Source organism: Nocardia canadensis, assembly GCF_032656385.1.
Lineage (GTDB): Bacteria > Actinomycetota > Actinomycetes > Mycobacteriales > Mycobacteriaceae > Nocardia > Nocardia canadensis.
Window position 1 is genome coordinate 34,085 of record NZ_JAVCWB010000001.1, and the last position, 18,610, is coordinate 52,694.

20 protein-coding genes and 1 tRNA gene are annotated in these 18,610 nt (G+C 69.2%); 7 read left to right on the forward strand and 14 right to left on the reverse strand.

Annotation, left to right across the window (positions count from 1 at the left end; genetic code table 11):
* Positions 1-225: 225 nt before the first annotated feature.
* Both Q7X29_RS00145 and Q7X29_RS00150 read left to right on the forward strand, forming a co-directional pair.
* Positions 226-1,548 carry a UDP-glucose dehydrogenase family protein gene (locus Q7X29_RS00145; protein ID WP_218716738.1) on the forward strand — a complete coding sequence of 441 codons (1,323 nt, stop codon included), beginning with the start codon at positions 226-228 and terminating at the stop codon, positions 1,546-1,548.
* Positions 1,549-1,752: 204 nt separating this feature from the next.
* Positions 1,753-2,997 (forward strand): Hsp70 family protein, encoded by a 1,245-nt coding sequence (locus tag Q7X29_RS00150; RefSeq protein WP_255587069.1) that lies wholly within the window; start codon positions 1,753-1,755, stop codon positions 2,995-2,997.
* Between the two features lie 3 nt (positions 2,998-3,000).
* Here the strand turns inward: Q7X29_RS00150 and Q7X29_RS00155 are convergent, their stop codons facing one another.
* The 3 genes from Q7X29_RS00155 to Q7X29_RS00165 all read right to left on the reverse strand — a co-directional run bounded on the left by Q7X29_RS00155 (position 3,001) and on the right by Q7X29_RS00165 (position 7,191).
* Positions 3,001-4,278 (reverse strand): YibE/F family protein, encoded by a 1,278-nt coding sequence (locus tag Q7X29_RS00155; protein WP_218716736.1) that lies wholly within the window; start codon positions 4,276-4,278, stop codon positions 3,001-3,003.
* Between the two features lie 382 nt (positions 4,279-4,660).
* Positions 4,661-5,932 (reverse strand): pyridoxal phosphate-dependent aminotransferase, encoded by a 1,272-nt coding sequence (locus Q7X29_RS00160; protein ID WP_255587067.1) that lies wholly within the window; start codon positions 5,930-5,932, stop codon positions 4,661-4,663.
* Positions 5,929-7,191: a helix-turn-helix domain-containing protein gene (locus Q7X29_RS00165; protein WP_218716735.1), complete on the reverse strand. Its 1,263-nt coding sequence runs from the start codon at positions 7,189-7,191 to the stop codon at positions 5,929-5,931. The genes Q7X29_RS00160 and Q7X29_RS00165 overlap by 4 nt, the downstream gene beginning before the upstream one ends.
* A 202-nt stretch (positions 7,192-7,393) precedes the next feature.
* Between Q7X29_RS00165 and Q7X29_RS00170 the strand changes: the two genes are divergently transcribed.
* The gene (locus Q7X29_RS00170; RefSeq protein WP_308248375.1) at positions 7,394-7,906 is read left to right on the forward strand and encodes a hypothetical protein; all 513 of its coding nucleotides are present in this window, start codon (positions 7,394-7,396) and stop codon (positions 7,904-7,906) included.
* On the opposite strand, the gene dcd is transcribed toward Q7X29_RS00170, so the two are convergent.
* Both dcd and Q7X29_RS00180 read right to left on the reverse strand, forming a co-directional pair.
* Entirely contained in the window at positions 7,819-8,418 is a 600-nt protein-coding gene (dcd, locus tag Q7X29_RS00175; RefSeq protein ID WP_218716734.1) for a dCTP deaminase, read from the reverse strand. The two genes, Q7X29_RS00170 and dcd, sit on opposite strands and share 88 nt — an antisense overlap.
* A 129-nt stretch (positions 8,419-8,547) precedes the next feature.
* On the reverse strand, positions 8,548-9,021 hold the full coding sequence (locus Q7X29_RS00180; protein ID WP_218716753.1) for a hypothetical protein: 474 nt from the start codon (positions 9,019-9,021) through the stop codon (positions 8,548-8,550).
* 294 nt (positions 9,022-9,315) lie between these two features.
* Here Q7X29_RS00180 and Q7X29_RS00185 point away from each other — a divergent pair.
* Positions 9,316-9,389: transfer RNA gene (locus Q7X29_RS00185), tRNA-Gly, on the forward strand.
* Between the two features lie 17 nt (positions 9,390-9,406).
* On the opposite strand, the gene Q7X29_RS00190 is transcribed toward Q7X29_RS00185, so the two are convergent.
* From Q7X29_RS00190 to Q7X29_RS00220, 7 genes are all read right to left on the reverse strand, one after another.
* Positions 9,407-9,904, reverse strand: coding sequence for a hypothetical protein (locus Q7X29_RS00190; RefSeq protein ID WP_316572975.1), 498 nt, complete (start codon positions 9,902-9,904; stop codon positions 9,407-9,409).
* Positions 9,905-10,068: 164 nt separating this feature from the next.
* On the reverse strand, positions 10,069-10,590 hold the full coding sequence (locus tag Q7X29_RS00195) for a hypothetical protein (protein WP_316572976.1): 522 nt from the start codon (positions 10,588-10,590) through the stop codon (positions 10,069-10,071).
* 101 nt (positions 10,591-10,691) lie between these two features.
* Entirely contained in the window at positions 10,692-11,189 is a 498-nt protein-coding gene (locus tag Q7X29_RS00200) for a flavin reductase family protein (protein ID WP_316572977.1), read from the reverse strand.
* Complete coding sequence (locus Q7X29_RS00205; RefSeq protein WP_316572978.1) at positions 11,182-11,700, reverse strand: NADPH-dependent FMN reductase; 519 nt, start codon at positions 11,698-11,700, stop codon at positions 11,182-11,184. Before Q7X29_RS00205 ends, Q7X29_RS00200 begins: the two co-directional genes overlap by 8 nt.
* Before the next feature lie 32 nt (positions 11,701-11,732).
* Positions 11,733-12,947, reverse strand: coding sequence for an SfnB family sulfur acquisition oxidoreductase (locus Q7X29_RS00210; RefSeq protein ID WP_316572979.1), 1,215 nt, complete (start codon positions 12,945-12,947; stop codon positions 11,733-11,735).
* Entirely contained in the window at positions 12,947-14,062 is a 1,116-nt protein-coding gene (sfnG, locus tag Q7X29_RS00215) for a dimethylsulfone monooxygenase SfnG (RefSeq protein WP_218716728.1), read from the reverse strand. Before sfnG ends, Q7X29_RS00210 begins: the two co-directional genes overlap by 1 nt.
* An 89-nt stretch (positions 14,063-14,151) precedes the next feature.
* A complete protein-coding gene (locus Q7X29_RS00220) occupies positions 14,152-14,469 on the reverse strand; it encodes a hypothetical protein (protein ID WP_218716727.1) in 318 nt (105 codons plus the stop codon).
* A gap of 124 nt (positions 14,470-14,593) precedes the next feature.
* On the opposite strand from Q7X29_RS00220, the gene Q7X29_RS00225 reads away from it, so the two are divergent.
* From Q7X29_RS00225 to Q7X29_RS00235, 3 genes are all read left to right on the forward strand, one after another.
* Positions 14,594-15,340, forward strand: coding sequence for a crotonase/enoyl-CoA hydratase family protein (locus tag Q7X29_RS00225; RefSeq protein WP_316572980.1), 747 nt, complete (start codon positions 14,594-14,596; stop codon positions 15,338-15,340).
* Positions 15,341-15,512: 172 nt separating this feature from the next.
* A complete protein-coding gene (locus tag Q7X29_RS00230) occupies positions 15,513-16,619 on the forward strand; it encodes a DUF4185 domain-containing protein (protein WP_218716725.1) in 1,107 nt (368 codons plus the stop codon).
* Positions 16,620-16,809: 190 nt separating this feature from the next.
* Positions 16,810-17,457, forward strand: a complete 648-nt coding sequence (locus Q7X29_RS00235) for a class I SAM-dependent methyltransferase (protein WP_316572981.1) — start codon at positions 16,810-16,812, stop codon at positions 17,455-17,457.
* Here the strand turns inward: Q7X29_RS00235 and Q7X29_RS00240 are convergent.
* Together Q7X29_RS00240 and Q7X29_RS00245 are read right to left on the reverse strand one after the other, a co-directional pair.
* Complete coding sequence (locus tag Q7X29_RS00240) at positions 17,437-17,901, reverse strand: flavodoxin family protein (protein WP_218716723.1); 465 nt, start codon at positions 17,899-17,901, stop codon at positions 17,437-17,439. The two genes, Q7X29_RS00235 and Q7X29_RS00240, sit on opposite strands and share 21 nt — an antisense overlap.
* Positions 17,902-17,944: 43 nt before the next feature.
* Positions 17,945-18,538 (reverse strand): alpha/beta hydrolase family protein, encoded by a 594-nt coding sequence (locus Q7X29_RS00245; RefSeq protein ID WP_218716722.1) that lies wholly within the window; start codon positions 18,536-18,538, stop codon positions 17,945-17,947.
* Positions 18,539-18,610: the final 72 nt, after the last annotated feature.

An 18,610-nucleotide genomic window follows, 5' to 3' on the forward strand; every position in this document is an offset into this window, starting at 1 on the left:
GATGCTAGTGACGCGCCACCCACCCGACCCGATGACACGTCCACACCCGCGAACACCCTGCACACCCACGATCCGAACCTTGCACCCCACAGGACACCATCACCGCAGGTAGCGGCCCCGCGCGACTGGACGGCCGATCGATGTCTCCCCCTGTACACCAGATGTTGCGCCCCCTCTTGCCTCACTGACGCGGCGTAGCCACGCGCGCCGCTTACCAACAGAACTATGCGATGCACAGTCTTCGGAACGGGGTACCTGGGGGCCACGCATGCCGCGTGTATGGCCGAGCTGGGGCACGATGTGGTCGGGGTGGATGTGGATCCCGGCAAGGTGGCCAAGCTGGCCGACGGTGTGGTGCCGTTCTACGAACCGGGTCTGGACGAGGTGCTGCAACGCAACCTCGCCGCGGGCCGCCTGCGGTTCACCACCGACTACGAGGACGCCGCGGCCCACGCCGACGTGCACTTCCTGGGCGTCGGCACGCCACAGAAGAAGGGCGAGTACGGCGCCGACCTGAAATACGTCCACGCCGTGGTCGACACACTGGCCCCGATGCTGGAGCGCCCGGCGATGATCGTCGGCAAGTCCACCGTGCCGGTGGGAACCGCCGCGGCCCTGGGGGAACGGGCACGCGCGGCGGCGAACGTCGACGTCGAGGTGGCCTGGAATCCGGAGTTCCTGCGCGAGGGCTTCGCCGTGCAGGACACCCTGCGCCCGGACCGCCTGGTCCTGGGCATCGACAACGCCCGCGAGCGGTCGGCGTGGGTCGAGCAGCAGATCCGCGAGATCTACGCCGACCTGATCGCCGCCGAGATCCCCTTCCTGCTCACCGATCTGGCCACCGCCGAACTGGTGAAGGTCTCGGCGAACGCCTTCCTGGCCACCAAGATCTCGTTCATCAACGCGGTCTCGGAGGTCTGCGAGGCGACCGGCGCCGACGTGACGATGCTGGCCGACGCGCTGGGCTACGACGCCCGCATCGGTCGTCGATTCCTCAACGCCGGATTGGGTTTCGGCGGCGGCTGCCTGCCCAAGGACATCCGCGCGTTCATGGCCCGCTCCGGCGAGCTGGGCGCCGATCACGCCGTGGCGTTCCTGCGCGAGGTCGACAACATCAACATGCGCCGCCGCACCAAGGTGGTCGACATGGCCGCGCGCGCCTGCGGCGGCTCGCTGCTGGGCGCGAACGTCGCGGTCCTCGGCGCCGCGTTCAAGCCGGAGTCCGACGACGTGCGCGATTCGCCTGCGCTGAACGTCGCGGGGATGATCCAGCTGCACGGCGCGGTCGTCACCGTGTACGACCCGAAGGCCGTGGAGAATTCGCGCCGGGTGTTCCCGACGCTGAACTACGCCACTTCGGTCGCCGAGGCGTGCGATCGCGCCGACGTGGTCCTGGTCCTGACCGAGTGGAACGAATTCACGGCGTTGACCCCCGCCGATCTGGATCCGGTGGTGCGGTCCCGTTCGATCATCGACGGTCGCAATTGCCTGGACCGCGCTACCTGGCGCGACGCCGGGTGGGTGTACGCCGGACTCGGTACCCCGTAGAGTGGCGATCCAAGCGGGGGCTGCCGGGCATAGATCCGAGTGTGCAGGCTCCGCATGTCGTGCAGTAGGGAACGAGATGGGCAGCTGATGAGTGCGGTATTGGGAGTATCGGTGGGGGCCGGCACAGTGCGCCTCGCACGCCCGCAGCACGGTGGTCCCCACGGCTTCGTCCCCCCGTATTCGTTCGAGCTGCACACCATTTCGATGCCGGAGCACCAGGCCGAGGAATCGGCCGCCGACGCGATCGCCGCGACGCTGGCCGCGGCTCCCGAGGTCGCGGCCACCACGGTGACCTTCCGCAGCGAACCGCAGGCCAGGGCCATCCGGGCCGCGATGGCGCGGCGTCAGCTCACCAACTATCAGCTGGTTCCCGAAGCGGTCGCCGCCGTGCATTTCGCGCACGCGACCACCGATATGCGCGAGGTCTCCGCGCTGGCGGTCTACGACCTGGGCAGTTCGGGGCTGACGGTGAGCGTGGTCAACGCCCGCACCAGCGACGTCTACCAGTGCGAGCGGATCAGCGACATCAGCGGCGACTACCTGGATTCGCTGATCCGGGAGCAGCAGATCGCCTCGGGCCGTATCGCGCATCCGGCCGACCCGGTGGGCTTGGCCGAGCTGGACGCGCTGTGCCGGGCGGCCAAGGAGCAGTTGTCGAGCACGAACGCGGTCGCGCTGCCCAGTGAGCAGGGCCTGGTGCTGCTCACCCAGGAGAACTTCGAAGCGCTGATGATGCTGGCGATCGAGTCGTCGGCGCGGATGACGCGCGATGTCATCATCCGCGCGCAGCATCCGGTGCAGGCGATCATGGTGATCGGCGGTGGCGCCCGGATCCCGTTGATCGCCCGGGTGCTGGAACGCACGATCGGCGTGCCGGTGATCGTGCCCGCCGAGCCGGAGACCGCGCTGGCCCGTGGTGCCGCGCTGCTCGCGCGGCCCGCGCAGGTCCAGCAGGCGCCTGCCGGTCCCCCGCCCGCCCCGATGACCGAGATCGACGACGCGACCCCGGCATGGCTGACCGCGCCCGCGCGCCGTCGCCGACCGCTGAGCTCGCTGACCAGCCGCAACGGCCACAACCGCCGGGAGCTGAACGCCGCGGTGCTGACGGTGAGTTCCCTGGTGGTGGTCGCCGCGATCGGCCTCGGGCTCGGGTACGGCCCCGAGGTGCTCGAACGCGGCAATTCCAGTGACGGCTCCCAGGCCGTGCCCGAGTCGAGCGCGCCGCGTCCGACCCTGGCGGGCCCGTCCTCGGCGCCCGCGACGACCACCGACGCCGTGCACGCGACGGTGGCCGCGCCGCCGGTGATCCAGCAGAACTCGCAACCGACCACCTCGGCGCCGCCGTCGCAGGGCCCCAACACCATCACCGTGGTGCCGGGCCTGCCACCGATCGTCGTCCCGACGTTGCCGCCGGTGGTGTTGCCCGGCTTCCCGCCGCCGGGGCAGTAGCGCTCAGTTCCTGGCGTGCCGGGCCCGCTGCGGCGGCGCGGCGACCGGCTTGGCGCCGAAGGGCCGGGCCAGCAGCACCGCGATGAGGGTGGTCAGCGGCACCGACAGGGCCAGCGCGATACCGCCGACCGCCGACCGCGCGATCTCGATGGCGACGGCGTCGCCGGTGAGCACGTCGGTGATGGACCGCCCGGCGATGCTGAACAGCAGCAGCAGCGGCAGCGCGCCACCGGCGTAGGCGAGCACCAGGGTGTAGACGGTGCTGGCGATGTGGTCGCGCCCGACCCGCATGGCCGCGGTGAAGATCTCCCCGCGAGACGCGTCTTCGTCGAGCGCGGCGAGCTCGAACGCCGCCGAGGCCTGGGTGATGGTGACGTCGTTGAGCACACCGAGCGAGCCGATGATGAAGCCGGCCAGCAGCAGCCCGGTGATGCTGACGTGCTGGATATAGGTGGCCACGTTGGTGTTCTGTTCTTCGGACAGGCCGGTGAGGTTGGTGATCTCGAGCGCCACCCAGGACAGCAACGCCGCGACGAGCATCGAGGCGAGCGTGCCGAGCAGCGCGGAACTGGTCCGCAGATTCACCCCGTGCGCGAGGTAGAGCACCACGTAGAGGATCAGCGCGCCCGAGACCAGCGCGACCGGGATCGCGGGCTTGCCGTCGAGCAGCGCGGGCAGCAGGAACATGACGACGACGGCGAACGCGAATACCAGGCCGAGCAGTGCCCGGAACCCCCGCCACCGCGCGACCACACAGATGACGATGACGAACGCGAGCACGATCACCAGCAGCGGCAGCCCGCGCGAGTAGTCCTCGAACGCGTACATGGTCGTGCCGCTGGGGTCGGCCGCGCGCACGATCCGGATCTCGTCGCCGGCCCGCAGGTCGGGTTGCCCGGGGCCCGGCGCGATTTCGAACAGCGTCTTCTTGCCCTCGTCGGGCCCGGAGCGGATGTCGATCACGCTGCGCTGACAGGTGTAGGAGGCGGCACGCGGCTCGATCGGCTGCCCCGTGAACACCTTCCCGTTCGACGGGCTACCGCACGGCCCGATGTCCTGTAGCACGACGGTCCCGGCCTCGGTGTGCACCGCGCCACCCGACACGGTCTGCATCGGCAACGGAATCTCGACATGCTGCGCGCTCGGCCACAAGATCGCGGTCGCAACCAGCACGATCACCCCGATCACCCCGAGCAGCCCCACCACGACCTTCGCCGCGGTAGCCCCGATGGCGATGGGCCCCGAATGATCGTGGTGATGGTGATGATGATGATCGCTCACCGGCAAAGCTTAAAGGATGTCGTTTTCAAGAACGACTCGCAGACAAAAGCCTCCCCGCGCCTTGGTCTGGCCAAAGTTCGCGGGGAGGCGGGCTGTTTGTGGGGGCGGCGGAGAGCAGGGGGATGTCTCCGCCGCCCGCAGGCAGGCGCCCAGGGGGGTAGGCGCGCTTACCTGAGGCTCTCGGTTGTCCAGGGGGGGTAGACAACCGGGCCGGGCGCCGAAGCGCCGAGGACTACTGTACACAAAAGTTGGACTTTTGCACTAGTAGCTCTTCAAAAACTGCAAGATTCCGAACCCGGAGTCTGTTTTGGTCAATCTATACGGATGACCAGGTTGCCCAGGCCCCGCGAACTCACTGGTCACAGCCTCGCGGGGTGAGGACTCACTGACGGTAACTGGCGAGGAAATTGCCGAACCGCTCGATCGCCACCGCCAGATCCCGCGCCCACGGCAGGGTCACGATCCGCAGGTGATCGGTGTCGGGCCAATTGAACCCGGTGCCCTGCACCATCAGGATCTTCTCCTGCAACAACAGATCGAGCACGAGCTTCCCGTCGTCGTGGATCTCGTGCACGTTCGGATCCAGACGCGGGAACGCGTACAGCGCGCCGCGCGGCTTCACACACGACACACCGGGGATCATGTTGAGCCGCTCCCAGGCCACGTCGCGCTGCTCGAGCAGCCGCCCACCGGGCAGGATCAGGTCCTCGATGCTCTGGTGGCCGCCGAGCGCCACCTGGATCGCGTGCTGGGCGGGCACGTTCGGGCACAGTCGGGACGAAGCGAGCAGGTCGATGCCCTCGAGGAAGCCGGCCGCGTGCTCCTTGGGCCCGGTGATGGCCAGCCAGCCGGACCGATACCCGGCCACCCGGTACGCCTTGGACAGGCCGTTGAACGTCAGGCACAGCAGATCGGGCGCGAGCGAGGCCAGCGAGATGTGCTTGGCGTCGTCGTAGAGGATCTTGTCGTAGATCTCGTCGGCCAGCAGCAGCAGGCGATGCTTGCGCGCCAGGTCGACGATCTGCTGCAGCACCTCCGCCGAGTACACCGCCCCCGTCGGGTTGTTCGGGTTGATCACCAGCAGGGCCTTGGTCTTGTCGGTGATCTTCGATTCGATATCGGCGATATCGGGCTGCCAGCCGTTGGCCTCGTCGCACAGGTAGTGCACCGGGGTACCACCGGCCAGGCTGGTCATGGCCGTCCACAGCGGGTAGTCGGGCGCCGGGATCAGCACCTCGTCGCCGTTGTCGAGCAGCGCCTGCATGGTGACGGTGATCAGCTCGGAGACGCCGTTGCCCAGGTAGACGTCGTCGACGTCGAGCTCGGGGAAACCGGGCACCAGCTCGTAGCGGGTGACGATCGCGCGCCGGGCCGACAGGATGCCCTTGGACTCGGAATACCCCTGCGCGTACGGCAGCGCCGCGATCATGTCGCGCATGATCACATCGGGCGCTTCGAACCCGAACGGGGCCGGATTGCCGATGTTCAGCTTGAGGATGCGGTGGCCCTCGGCCTCCAAACGCGCCGCGTGTGCGTGTACCGGCCCACGGATCTCGTAGACCACGTCCTGCAGTTTCTTCGACTGCTCGAGAACGCGCGGCGGCACATGCGGCGATTGAGGACTCACCCGACCAATGGTGCCATCCGCCCTCATCTGCCTGGTGGCAGGCCCGCGGCGGCGGTGGCGCCGCAGAATTCCTCGATCCGCTCGTCGAGCTGGCGGGCCTCGAAGGCGTCGCGATAGGCGGGCGCGGCGATCCGCCGCCGCACCCCGGTCAACCGCTCGCCGAGCTGGGCGATGCGGCGATCCTCGGGCAACCCCAGCACCGGGCGCAGGGCGTCGGCGGCACCGTCGATACTGCCGTTGATGAGGTGGGCCGCGGCGTTGTCGACCCGCGCCAGCGATTCGGCGCCGTAGGAGCGCTGCAGGGCGGGTCCGCTGGAGTACAGGGTGATGGCCCGTTCGGTGGCGGCCAGCGCCTGTTCGGCCCGACCGAGCTGGATGCAGGTGGCGCCCGCGTAGTACGCGGCCTTCGGCGCGCCGAAGCCGAACACGCCGCCGATCTCGTCGTGCAGCTCGTCGCGCCGGTCGCTCACCACCGCCTCGGCGGCGCGCAGGCAGCGGTCGGTCTCGGTGTCGCTGCCCAGCCGCGCCCACACCCTGGCCTCGATGTTGAGCAGCCGGACCCGAGCCAGACCCTGCCCGGCGAATTCCTGTCCGCTGCGCGCCAATTGGACCGCGTTGCGCGGCCGATCCGACCAGTTCTCGATCAGCGCGTGCATGCCGCGGGTCCACGCGCGTAAGCCGTTGTGGCCGCTGAGTTCGGCGTATGCCCAAGCGGCCCTGATCTGTTCGCCCGCGGCGTCGAGGTACCCCAGGTCGGTGCTGGCGTTGGCCATCAGCCCCGACAGGGTGCCGGCGAGCAGGTAGAGATGACTGGTGTCGCCGGGCTTCTGCTGCCCGTCGAGTAGTCGGTACACCCGCCGCCGCACCCGCAGCATCTCGACCATCATGGGCGCCGGCGCGGCGTGCACGTATTCGTTGGCGATGCGCCGGACGTCGGCGTCGAGCTGGGCCAGCGTCGTCGCGCCGACATTCGTGCTCTCCGCGGCAGCCGCGTGCTCGCTCGCCTCGTGCGCAGCCGCCATGATCAACTCCCTCTCCGACATCACCTCGGGCACAGCGCCTTTGATCGCACCGGCGTCGACGAAAGCGAGCAGGTCGGCGTCGGCGCCGGTGGGCGCCAAAAGGGTAGAGAAACGTGCGCGGACCACGTCGTCGGACCGGGCCAGCGACGTGTCGAGCGCGGCTTGGTTCACCGGCCGTGGGCGCACGCGTGCGCCACCGGCCTCCCACTTCGAGACCAGTCGTTCATGCACGCCGAGATGAGCCGCGAACTCCCGGATGCTCATTCGTTTGGCATCGCGAAGAGCTCTGGCCTCTCTGCCTGTCCACTCCCCGACCACGGCGTCACCTCATCCGATGGACTACTGCTCCCAGAGTACGAGTGCGACAGTGAGACACGCCACATCTTCACGGAATCGGTTGCCTGAGGCAGTGAAAGGGCGGTGCGGGGCAGTGGTCGCGCGCACGCGCAGGGACCATCCTGGAAGGGTGGAAGCCAGAACTGTCGACGACTGGGTGTCTTGCTACCAGCGCGAATTCGGGCTACCCGTTCGCGAGCGTGGTGGCTTCGTGATGCTGCCGATCACCGATCGGCTCTGCGTGGTGCACCTGCCGACCACGCGCGCCGAGTCGGTGCTCGAGACCTTACGGGAGCAACGCCGGGCCGGTCCGGTGCTGGCCCGGCAGATCCGCTGGAGCCTGCTCACCGAACCCGATGCCCGGCCGCCCGCCGAGGTGGTCACCGAGCTGGCCGGCCTCGACATCGATATCCCCGGCATCGGCAGCGCGGTCATGCTGCCGACCAGCCTGGGCCGGTGGAGCCGCGAGGGCTGTCACTGGGTGCGTCCGCCCAGCCGCGACGACGTGCTGCCGCCGCTGTCGCTGGTGCTGCACCTCGCCCTGTCGGTGACCCCTCAGCGGGTCTCGACGGCGTTGAGCGAGGCGGGCGGCAACGGGAAGTTGAGATACGACCGCGACGGCGTCGGCCCACGCTGCCCCTGATACTTCGAGCCGGCCGCGGCGCTGCCGTACGGGTGCTCGGCCGGGCTGCTCAGCCGGATCAGGCACAGCTGCCCGATCTTCATGCCCGGCCACAGCGTGATCGGCAGGTTCGCCACGTTCGACAGCTCCAGGGTGATGTGCCCGCTGAACCCCGGGTCGATGAACCCCGCCGTCGAGTGGGTGAGCAGCCCGAGCCTGCCCAGGCTCGACTTGCCTTCCAGGCGTCCGGCCAGGTCGTCGGGCAGCGAGCACACCTCGAGCGTGGACCCGAGCACGAACTCGCCCGGATGCAGCACGAACGGCTCGCCCGGCTTGGGCTCGACCAGGCTGGTCAGCTCGTCCTGCTGCATGGCCGGGTCGATGTGGGTGTAGCGACTGTTGTCGAACACCCGGAACAACCCGTCCAGGCGCACGTCGATGCTCGACGGCTGCACCATCGAATCCAGCATCGGTTCGACACCGAGACGCCCAGCGGCGATCTCGGCCCGGATGTCACGATCGGAGAGCAGCACGCGCCCAGTCTAAGCAGCCTGATGCCGCAGGTAGACCGCCCCCACCCTCTTGGGCAGGACCAACGGGAGCCGATGGCCCCGGCGAATCGCCGACGTCGCCGAGGCCACCGGCCGGTATCCGCCGGAAAGCTACGGCGTCGGCTGGACGATGCCGCCCGGCCCGCTCGGCGGCGCCTGTGTCGTCGGGTTGACGAGGTCACCCGGTCCCATCGGCGGCGGCGTGGTGGTCGGGTTGACGATGTCGCCGGGCCCGGTCAGCGGCGCCGGACTGGTGGTCTCGACCGGCGGCGGGGCGGTCTCGCCGCCCCCGTCCGGCCCGGCGCCGTGATTCGGATTGGTGCAGATCGTGCCCTCACACGGCACCCAGGTCCCGTCCCCGTTCGGGTTGGGCATCATGCCCGGCGGCGTCGTGGCCGGGTGCTGATGCCCCGGGTCACCGTGGCCGGGGTCGTGCTCGGCCGACCCGGTGGTCGTCGTCGCCTTCGCGCTGGTGGTCGTGGCCTTGCTGGTGGTGGTCCCGGTCTCGGACCCGGAGTCGTCGGAGCAGCCCGCCCCGAGCACGGCCAGCGCCGCGATCACCGATACGAACAGAACCCGCTTCATTCAGTCAGCCTTTCGTCGTCCCGGCCCACCCGACCCGGCGACACCGAGCCGAAACCTCGAACCGGAGAACCTGTTACGCCGCACCCCGCGGCAAGACCGACCCCGCACGCAACGCTGACCCACTGTGCGGACCCGTCGACGCACTGTAGAACGCGACCCCACCCACCCGACCCGTATTCACCCCACCACCCGTCAACACCGGTCGACACCCACCCACCCGAACCGGCCCGAACAAAGAGTTGACCGGCACACGAGCCGGTCTGATAGAGTCGCGAACGCGCTCGATGAACGCACGCCGATGTAGTTCAATGGTAGAACTTCTGCTTCCCAAGCAGACAGCGCGGGTTCGATTCCCGTCATCGGCTCCAGCACGAAAGCCCCCAGGTCAACCGGGGGCTTTCGTCGTTTCCGGCGCCCCGACTTCGGGCGCTGATCCTGCTGGCCGCGTGTCGCTCATGGCGCGTTCGGGCGACCGTCGATACGCGAGCACTGCGAGCAGACCGGGGAACAGGCCCCAGCCGATTATCAACACCAGCCAGAACAATGGTGGTGGCGAGGCCGGGCCGGGCTCGGGATGCTCGAAACTCGGAGATCTGACAACCCCGGAGAACTGCACGAGCCAGAGTGCGAAATCGACGAAGAACAACGAGCAGCCACCCAGGATCACCCACCGCCACCCGCTCAGGGCACCGACGATCAACGCCGACCCCGCCACGACCGCAACAGTCAGCTTGGCCACGAGTAGTGCGTGGCTGCCTCCCGAAACCTCCTCGTCGGGCATCCCTTCGAACTGTAGGACGATCGCGTAGAACAGAACCACAAGAGCAGCGACACAGGCGCCGAGCCCGGACAACACGCGCATCCAGACGCTCGATGTCATCATGACGGCATGGTAGTCACAAACTGCCGTACACGATGATCTCCACCTCGGCCGCCGCAGCGAGCTCGCCGAAGCGCGAGAGCTTGTCCGCCGGAAGAAAACCGAGCAGCAGACCGTTCTTGTCGGCGACGACGCCGATCAGCGCGGTGCCGACCGCGCGGCACCGATCAGCCAGCAGCCGGAGGTAGGCCTGGAGTTCGGTCTCGCGGAATCCGGTATCCGCGGCGCACCGGTCCCAGGTCAGTCCTTCCGGTCAGGTGGGAAGCAGCGCTGGGCGGCGGCGAATTGTCGGTCGCGACGATGCAGCGCAGCGGAATCGGCGTGCTGAGTTCACCGCCCAGTCGCCCGACCTCGCGGGCCAGGGCGATCCCTTGCCGAAGCAGGGTCCGCTGCGCGTCGACACCGATGATCGACACCTCGGCGTACGTCCTGTCCACGGGCACAAAATCTTCCAGGTGAAAGACCGTGTGAAAGCACTCCCAGCCGGTGCGATCGGAGTGCGGCCCCGGTGCGTGATCGGCGTGCGCGGGAACCGGGGCCCAGCACACCACTTCGTCGCGGAAACCGATCCCGCGGTCCACCCACGTCCGCAGCCCGGCCGCCAAGCCCTCTGCTGGGTCCAGGCCGCCGAAGCCGTCCCGCAGATCGAGCAGTCCCGCCGTTCGGTCGTTCATCGTCACCGCAAGCACGGCCAACGCTATCGCTCACTCCGCCGGCGACGCACGGAGTTTGATTCGCGCACGGCGACGGCCCCGGATCGGGAGAGCCAGGGCCTTCGTCGTCGGTGTGGTCAGCCCGTGTGCAGGGTGCGGAACTTGCTGCCGTGGAAGACCAGTGGGTCGAGGTCTTCGCGGGCGGCGACGCGGTTGACGCGCAGGAGGACGACGAGGTGGTCGCCCGCGGGGACGTGGGTTTCCGGGACGCCTTCGATCCACGCGGTGGCGCCGTCGATGAAGACCGCTTCGCCGGTGCCGCGGTGCAGGGCGGTCTCGCGGAAGCGGTCGCCGTTGCGGGCGCCGAGGGCCTTGGCCGCCGCCTGCTGGCCGGTGCCGAGCAGGCTGAGGCCGAGGTGGCCGGCAGCGGCCAGTTTCGGCCAGGTCGAGGAGGAGTTCTGCACGCAGAACGAGACCAGCGGCGGGTCGAGGGAGACCGGCACGAAGGTGCTCACCGCCAGGCCGTGCGGGGTGCCGTCGATCTCCGCGCACACCGCGACGACCCCGCTGGGGAAGTTGGCGAAGGCGCGGCGCAAGCCGTTGCCGTCGGCGGGAAAGTCCAAGAGCTCACGCATGATTCGTTGCCTCCACCGGCTGTTCGATCAGTGCCGCGACGACAGGCGCCCAGCGCTGGGCGTAGGACTCGATGACGCCGTCCTCGGCGAAGCTACGATCGGCGAGATACAGCCCCGGCAGCGCCGCGGTCCCGCCGATTTCCACCAGGACCGGCTTGAGCAGCAGATCCGGGGCGAGCGCGTGGGCGGGCCCCGCGCCGAGCATCACCGGCACGGTGATCACCCCGGCCAGCCCGGTGCCGCCGTCGAACTGCTCGAGGAACAGTTTCAGCAGCCCGGTGTAGGTGGCCTTGAAGGTCGGACTGGCGAAGACGACCAGCTCCGAGGCGGCCACGGCGCGCGCGGCCGCGGCGACCTCGGGATCACCCCAGCCGAGCAGGCCGGGCCCGAGGGTCACGAGATCGATCACGTCCGGCTCGACGCCGGGGCGCAACGCCTCGGCGACCCGGACGGCCGCGGCCGAGGTGCGAGATGCCGGTTTCGGATTGCCGACGACGACGGTCACTGTCACTGGATTTTCCTCACTCTGCCATTCGTCCGTGCTCAGATGACGCCGTGCAGCGGCGGCGGCCGGTCCTGCAGCACCGCCCTGCCGATGTGCTGGTATTTCCAGCGCACCGGGTCGTGCAGGGTGTGGGTGCGCGCGTTGCGCCAGAAGCGATCGAGCCGATGCCCGGCCGCGGCGCTGCGCGTCCCGCCCACTTCGAATATCGCCGCCGACACCTCGTTCGCAGCGCGGTCGGCGAGGATCTTGGCGGTCGCGACCGCGATCGATGCCCGCGCGGCGTCGTCCTGGTGCTCGCCGCGGATCGCCCCGTCGACCGCCGCACCGGCGACGACCAGCGCGGATTCCGCCGCCGCCACCGACACGGCCAGCTCGCCGAAGCGCTGCACCACCAGCGGATCGTCGACCGCTCGGTCGACCTCGGCTTCGAACCACGGCCTGCTCCGCGTGCGCACGAACTCGGCGGCGGCTTCCAGCGCGCCCCGCGCGATGCCCGCGTCGATCGCGGCATGCAGCAGCTGGGCGAAGGCGCCGTAGCCGGTCGGCGCGTGCACCGCGGCGGCGCGGGCCACCAGTTGGTCGGCGGCCACGGTCACCGCGTCGAACTCGACGGTCCCACTGCCGGTCGTGCGCTGCCCCAGCGCGTCCCAGTCGTCGACGATGCGCACACCGGGCTCCAGTGCGGCGACGAAGGCCACGTACTCCCCTGCCGCCAGCCCCGAAACGCCGTGCGGATCATCGAGTCTGGCCAGCACGGCGAGCACATCGGCGAACAGCGACCCGGTGCAGTAGTACTTGGTGCCCTCGACCACGAACCGCCCGTCGACGGGACGCACCGTCGTGGCGATGTCGGCGACGGTGGCACCGCCCCGTTCGGACTGCGCGTTCGCGATGCGCGCGCCGGCGAGCACCCGCCCGAAGTACTCGCGCTGCTGCGCGGGAGTTCCGGCCAGCCGCAACAGGTTCAGATACACGAAGTGGCTGTGCGGCACCTGCGCGATATTCGGATCGGCGGTCGCCAGGATCCGGAAGACCTCGGCGACCACGCTCGGCGGCAGGTCGGCGCCGCCGAAGGCCGCCGGCACCGTGATCGCCAGCAGTCCGCTGGCCGAGAGCTGGTCCAGTTCCTCGTGCGGCAGCCTGCGCGTGTGATCACGCTCGGCCGCGCCCTGCGCGAAGTCGGCGGCGAGTTCGGTGGCGATCGCCAATGCCTGTGCGGCGGTGGTGATCCGCGCGGCGGTCACCACCGTCATCAGCGTCCCGCCGCGACCGGGGTCGCGGCGGCCTCCAGCTCACGCACCAGCGGCAGGACCTTGGCGCCGAAGTACTCGATCTCCTCCTGGAAGTGCAGGAACCCGGCCAGGATGAGGTCGACGCCGAGCGCCCGGTAGGCCACGATCCGCTCCGCGATCTGCTCGGGCGTGCCGATCAGCCCGGTGCGGAACCCGTCGTTGTACTGGACCAGATCCTCGAAGGTGGAGTCGGCCCACATGCCCTTGCGGTCGGCGGTCGACGCGCCCGCCTGTTGCACGGCGTCGCGGAACCCCTGCACCGCGGGCTTGTTCGCCTTCTCGACGATCTCGCGCAGGGTGTCGCGGGCTTCCTTCTCGGTGTCGCGGGCGATGATGAAGCCGTTGAGCCCGAACTTCACCTCGCGGTCGTTGTCCCTGGCGACCGCGCGCAGATCGTCCAATTGCTCGGTGACGCCGTCGAAGTCCTTGCCGTTGGAGAAGTACCAGTCGGCGTAGCGGCCGCCGTTGCGGCGCGCCGCGGTGGAGTTGCCGCCCTGGAACAGTTCGGGATTCGGCCGTTCGGGAGTGTTGAGCGGCTTGGGTTTGAGGGTGAAATCGCGGATGCGGTAGAAGTCGCCACCGTAGTTCACCGCGTCCTCGGTCCAGATCTTGCGGATCACCTCGAGGAATTCGGCGCTGCGCCGGTATCTTTCGTCGTGCTCGAGCCACGGCTCGCCCAGCGCCTGGAACTCACCGGCGAACCAGCCGGACACGACGTTGATCGCGAACCGCCCACCGGAGAGATGGTCGGCCGTCGCGCCGAACTTGGCCAGCACGGCCGGATGCCACAGTCCGGGATGGACCGCGGCGATCACCTTCAGCCGCTCGGTCGCCCCGAGCAGCGCGAGGCTGAACGAGGTCGACTCGTGCTGGTACTCCGCGCCGTAAGAGGCGGTGTAGCGGACCTGCGAGAGCGCGTACTCGAACCCGTTGCGCTCCGCCGTCTGGGCGAGCTTCTTGTTGTATTCGAAGTCCCAGCCGGTGCGCTGCTCGATATCGCTGGTCACCAGCCCCCCGCTGACGTTGGGGACCCAGTAGGCGAACGAGACCTGGTCGGCGATTCTCTCCGTTGTCATAGCGGCTCCTCTCGTCGGGGTTTCCAGTGCAACACCGGCGTGGAGCCCCGACGAGAGTTTGAATCGCCGCGATCGATACGGCCCGCGGCTCAGCGGCCCAGGTGCACGCAGCTCTCCGCGATCTTCGACTGCGCGGCGCCCACCTTGGCCGCGTCGTCCTTGCCGAGCAGCTTGGCCGGATCACCGGACTGCGCGTTGGACACCATCACCCGCAGCCCGTCCTGCGACATCCCCGAATCGAGGAAGACCTGTGCCGCGCAGTCGGCCAGCTCCGGGTTGGTCAACCCCTTGTCCTGCAGCGACTTCGACAGCTCCGCCTGGGTGACCGCGGGCGCCTCGTCGCCGCCTCCGCAAGCAGATAGCACCGGCACGGCGATCAGCGCCGCGGCGAGCAAACAGATCCGCACTCTCGAGTCCTCTCGATCGCTGCGCATCGGCCGATGCGCAGCCGTGGAGGATCATGCCGCACCGCCGCCGCGAGGGCCACACCGTCCCACCCACCCGGAACTGACTCACGAGTAAGGTGAGCCCATGGGAGACCACCTCACCGCGCGCTTCGAGAGCGACCGCGCATATATCACCTTGAATCGACCGGGCAAACACAACGGACTGACCCTGGAAATGCTCCGTGATCTCGTCGCCGCGGCGCGAAAAGTGGCCGAGCACAAAGAAACCCGGGTCGTCATTGTCAGCGGCAACGGACCGAGTTTCAGTAGCGGACTCGATATCGCGGCGGCCACCCGCGATCCATTGGCTATCGTTCGGGAATTTCTCCCGCGACCGTGGCGCGGCACGAATACTTTTCAGGAAGCCTGCTGGGCCTGGCGCCGTCTCGACGTGCCGGTGATCGGCGCGGTGCACGGCCGCTGCTACGGCGGCGGCCTGCAACTCGCACTGGCCGCCGACTTCCGCATCGCGGCGCCGACGGCGGAGTTCTCGGTGATGGAAGCCGCCCACGGCCTGATTCCGGACATGTCGGGCGCGGCGACATTGTCGCAGCTCATCGGCATAGACCAGGCCATGCTGCTGACCATGACCGCCGACCCGATCGACGCCGCCCAGGCCGCCCGGATCGGCCTCGTCACCGAGGTCGCCGAGGACCCACAGGCCGCGGCCGCCGCCCTCGCCGACCGGATCACCGCCCGCGATCCGCGCGCGGTCGCCGCCGCCAAGCGCCTCTTCGACCGGTCCTGGCACCGAAATCCGCGCGCCACGTTCGCCGCCGAACGCGCGGCCCAGGTGCCGTTGCTCCTGCGTAAGGCCCTGAATCGTAGTTAGCGACAGGCAACTGAGAATTTGTTCATGCCAACCCACGAGTCGATGTACCACACGCCACTCCGATCGACTGTTAGCATCGCTGCGATTCGCCCAACAGTCGAAATGTGGTCCGCGACACAGGTGAACCTGAAGCGGTCTCGATTTTCGGCGTGACCCGGAGGCTCCGACGACCGTGAAGAAGACCGGTTCCATCCTGCTTGCCGCGTTCGCCGGAGCGACGGCCATGCTGGTGAGCGGAGCGACGCCCGCCGTGGCGAATCCCAACGCCATCAACCCCATCCCGGTGCTCAACGGAACCAACGGCCTGCCCGCCCTGCACGGGCGCACGCAGGCCGTCTTCCAGGTCACCGGCATGGCGAGCCCGAACAACACGCAGAACTACAACGTCCTCGGCACCGACCTCGGCATCATGTGGGACAACGGCCGCGGCGAGATGCTGACCGCCTTCGGCGACACCGCGGGCATCGGCTTCCCGAACCTGCTGGCGGGCAGCACCTGGGCGTGGCGCTCGAACATCCTGGTCCGCAGCCATACCAAGGACCCCTCCGGCGGCGTCTTCTTCGACAGCGTCGTGCGCGATGTCGTCGGCCAGGCGCGCGACCTCATCCCCAGCCCGAAGATCCCGTTCCTGGAGATCAGCCGCATCCCGACGGCGGGCATCTCGGCCAACGGCGTGCAGTACCTGTCGATGATGTCGGTGAAGACCTGGGACGCCCCCGGCGAGTGGACCACCAGCTTCTCCGGCCTGGCCGCCTCCGCCGACAACGGCGAGACCTGGGCCGATCTCGGCCACACCCGGCGCCCCGACGAGGGCGGCAACGCCAACTTCCAGATGAACGCTTTCCTCAAGGACGGCGGTTTCGTCTACGAGTACGGCACCCGTTCGGGCCGCAACAACGACGCGTTCGTCGCGCGCGTGCCGGAAGCCCAGATCGAGAACCTCGGCGCCTACGAGTACTGGGACGGCAGCGGGTGGAAGCTCAACGACGTGAACGCGGCGGCCCCGATCATGGGCGGCGTCGGCGAGCTGTCGGTGATGTACAACGAGTACCTCGGCCAGTTCGTCTCGCTGACCACCGACCCGTTCAACTCCGTGGTCATGCGCCGCGCGTCCTCCCCCGAGGGCCCGTGGAGCGCGCCGGAGGTGCTGATCGACGCCCGCGAGCTCCCCACCGCCTACGCGCCGTCGATCTTCCCGTACCAGACCGGCCGCGACCTCTACTTCATGACCACCATCCACACCCAGTACAACGTCGTGTTGATGCGTACCCGGCTCTGAGACCTGGAGAGCCTGAAGACCTGGCACCATAGGTCTGGCAAGCACATGGGTAACTCACCGGGGACGGGCTGACATGACCACCGATCAACCGCCGGCCGCATCGACAGCCGGTGACGCACCTGGATCCGGCCAGACGTCGCGGGGAGGCGGATCGGCGGCGGAATGGGACGCTCGGTATGCCCAGAGTGAATTGATCTGGGGCGCACCGCCGAACAGCACGGTGGTCGAGTACGTCTACGGCCTCGATCGCCGGATCCAGCTGCGACCCGACGAACCGGGCGGCACCGCGCCCGCGCTGCCCCGCGCGCTCGACCTGGCCTGCGGCGAGGGCCGCCACGCCCTGTGGCTGGCCACGCACGGCTGGCAGATCGACGCCGTCGACTTCTCCCAGGTGGGCATCGACAAGGGCCGCACGGTCGCGGCGCGACTGTCGCGCTCGGTGCGCTCGCGGGTGAACTGGCAGTGCGCCGACATCACCGACCTGGCCGGGGCGGGGATCACCGGACCGTACGAGCTGATCCTGATGGTCTTCGTGCACCTGCCCGCCGAGCAGCGCGGCGCCCTGCTGCGTGAACTGGCAGGCATGCTCTCCCCCGGCGGCGTGCTGCTCGTGCTCGGGCACGACACCAGGAACCTGACCGACGGCTACGGCGGCCCGCAGGACCCGGCCATCCTGTTCACCCCCGACGACATCCGCGCCGAACTGGGCGCGGCGGGCGAGCACATCACCATCCGCATCGCCGACGCGGTGCTGCGGCCCACCGAGGGTCCCGACGCGATCGACGCGCTGGTCCTGGCCGAACGGGACCTGCCGGAATCAGGCGAACCGGCCGCGTAGCTGCTCGGCGAAACTCCGCGCCGAGCTCAGGTCGTCGGCGCTGGGGCGGCCCTTGTTCAGCCCGCCGACCAGTGCGAGCGGCCCCATCGTGTCGAGCCCGCGGCAGGCGAACCCGCCCACCACCTCGAAGCCCTTGTCGGTGAGCTGGTCGCCGAGATTGCGCAGGTAGGGGCGGAAACGCGGCTCGGGCAGCCCGCTGGTGGCGAAGACGAACGCCTCGCGACCCGCTCCGGCGGGCAGCGCGTCGACGAACTCGCGCAGCCGGGCGTCCAGCGCCATCCAGTACACCCCCGACCCGAAGCCGACGAGGTCGTGGTCGGCGAGGTCGGCCGCGGTGATCTCCGACGGGTCGACCACCCGCGCGTCGAGCACCGAGCCGATGGTGTCGGCGACCTTCCTGGTATTGCCGTGCGACTTGGACGTGCACACGATGAGCGCCTTCATGACTGCCCCCTGCCTCGATCGAAGCGTGCTTGCGCGAAGCAGCCTAGCGCCAGCGGGCGAACCAGGGTTCGACTGTCGCGGCGATCACGTCGAATCCGGTGCGGAACGAATGCGCCTGCTTGGGGATCACTTTCACCTCGGCGGCATCGGCGGGATCGGGCACCCCGAACGGGTCGCTGCCGCCGTTGATCACCACGACCTCGATGTCACCGGGAGCGAGCAGCTCCGCACGCCTGCTCTTGTCCGGCTTCCCCGGCGGATGCAACGGGAACGACAGCGCGATCACCCCGCGCGCGCCGACGGCGACGGCGGTGCGACACGCCACCCGCGCTCCGTTGCTGCGACCCCCCTGGACAACCGGCACCCCGGCAAACCGGGCCCGCAGCGCGGCGACGATCTCGCGCCAGGCCTCGTCCTGCTTGTCCGCCGACCCTGGCGCCCGGCGCCCGGCCACCCGGTACGGCTGCACCACCCTGGCCACCGCACCGCCCGACTCGATCGCCGAATCACGCACTGCCAGAATGTCTTTCGCGTCGACACCGCCGCCGGCGCCGTGCGTGATCACCAGCAGGAAGGCCGGGTCGGCGACCTCGTCGAGCTCGATCTCGGCGGGCCCGGAACTCGTCTCGATGCGCACACCTCACGGTAGCCCCGCCGCCGCGGCGAGCAACGTTTCGGCGCCCGTGCGTGTTTTTCACGTCACATTGCT

What these genes read in the sequence shown, in the direction of transcription:
- Q7X29_RS00150 (WP_255587069.1), top strand. Translation starts at nt 1,753, where the DNA reads ATGCCGGAGCACCAGGCCGAGGAATCGGCCGCCGACGCGATCGCCGCG.
- Q7X29_RS00200 (WP_316572977.1), bottom strand. Translation starts at nt 11,189, where the DNA reads ATGCGTGAGCTCTTGGACTTTCCCGCCGACGGCAACGGCTTGCGCCGC.
- Q7X29_RS00240 (WP_218716723.1), bottom strand. Translation starts at nt 17,901, where the DNA reads ATGAAGGCGCTCATCGTGTGCACGTCCAAGTCGCACGGCAATACCAGG.
- Q7X29_RS00165 (WP_218716735.1), bottom strand. Translation starts at nt 7,191, where the DNA reads ATGAGCATCCGGGAGTTCGCGGCTCATCTCGGCGTGCATGAACGACTG.
- Q7X29_RS00160 (WP_255587067.1), bottom strand. Translation starts at nt 5,932, where the DNA reads ATGAGGGCGGATGGCACCATTGGTCGGGTGAGTCCTCAATCGCCGCAT.
- Q7X29_RS00180 (WP_218716753.1), bottom strand. Translation starts at nt 9,021, where the DNA reads ATGAAGCGGGTTCTGTTCGTATCGGTGATCGCGGCGCTGGCCGTGCTC.
- sfnG (WP_218716728.1), bottom strand. Translation starts at nt 14,062, where the DNA reads ATGACAACGGAGAGAATCGCCGACCAGGTCTCGTTCGCCTACTGGGTC.
- Q7X29_RS00225 (WP_316572980.1), top strand. Translation starts at nt 14,594, where the DNA reads ATGGGAGACCACCTCACCGCGCGCTTCGAGAGCGACCGCGCATATATC.
- Q7X29_RS00145 (WP_218716738.1), top strand. Translation starts at nt 226, where the DNA reads ATGCGATGCACAGTCTTCGGAACGGGGTACCTGGGGGCCACGCATGCC.
- Q7X29_RS00210 (WP_316572979.1), bottom strand. Translation starts at nt 12,947, where the DNA reads ATGACGGTGGTGACCGCCGCGCGGATCACCACCGCCGCACAGGCATTG.
- Q7X29_RS00190 (WP_316572975.1), bottom strand. Translation starts at nt 9,904, where the DNA reads ATGATGACATCGAGCGTCTGGATGCGCGTGTTGTCCGGGCTCGGCGCC.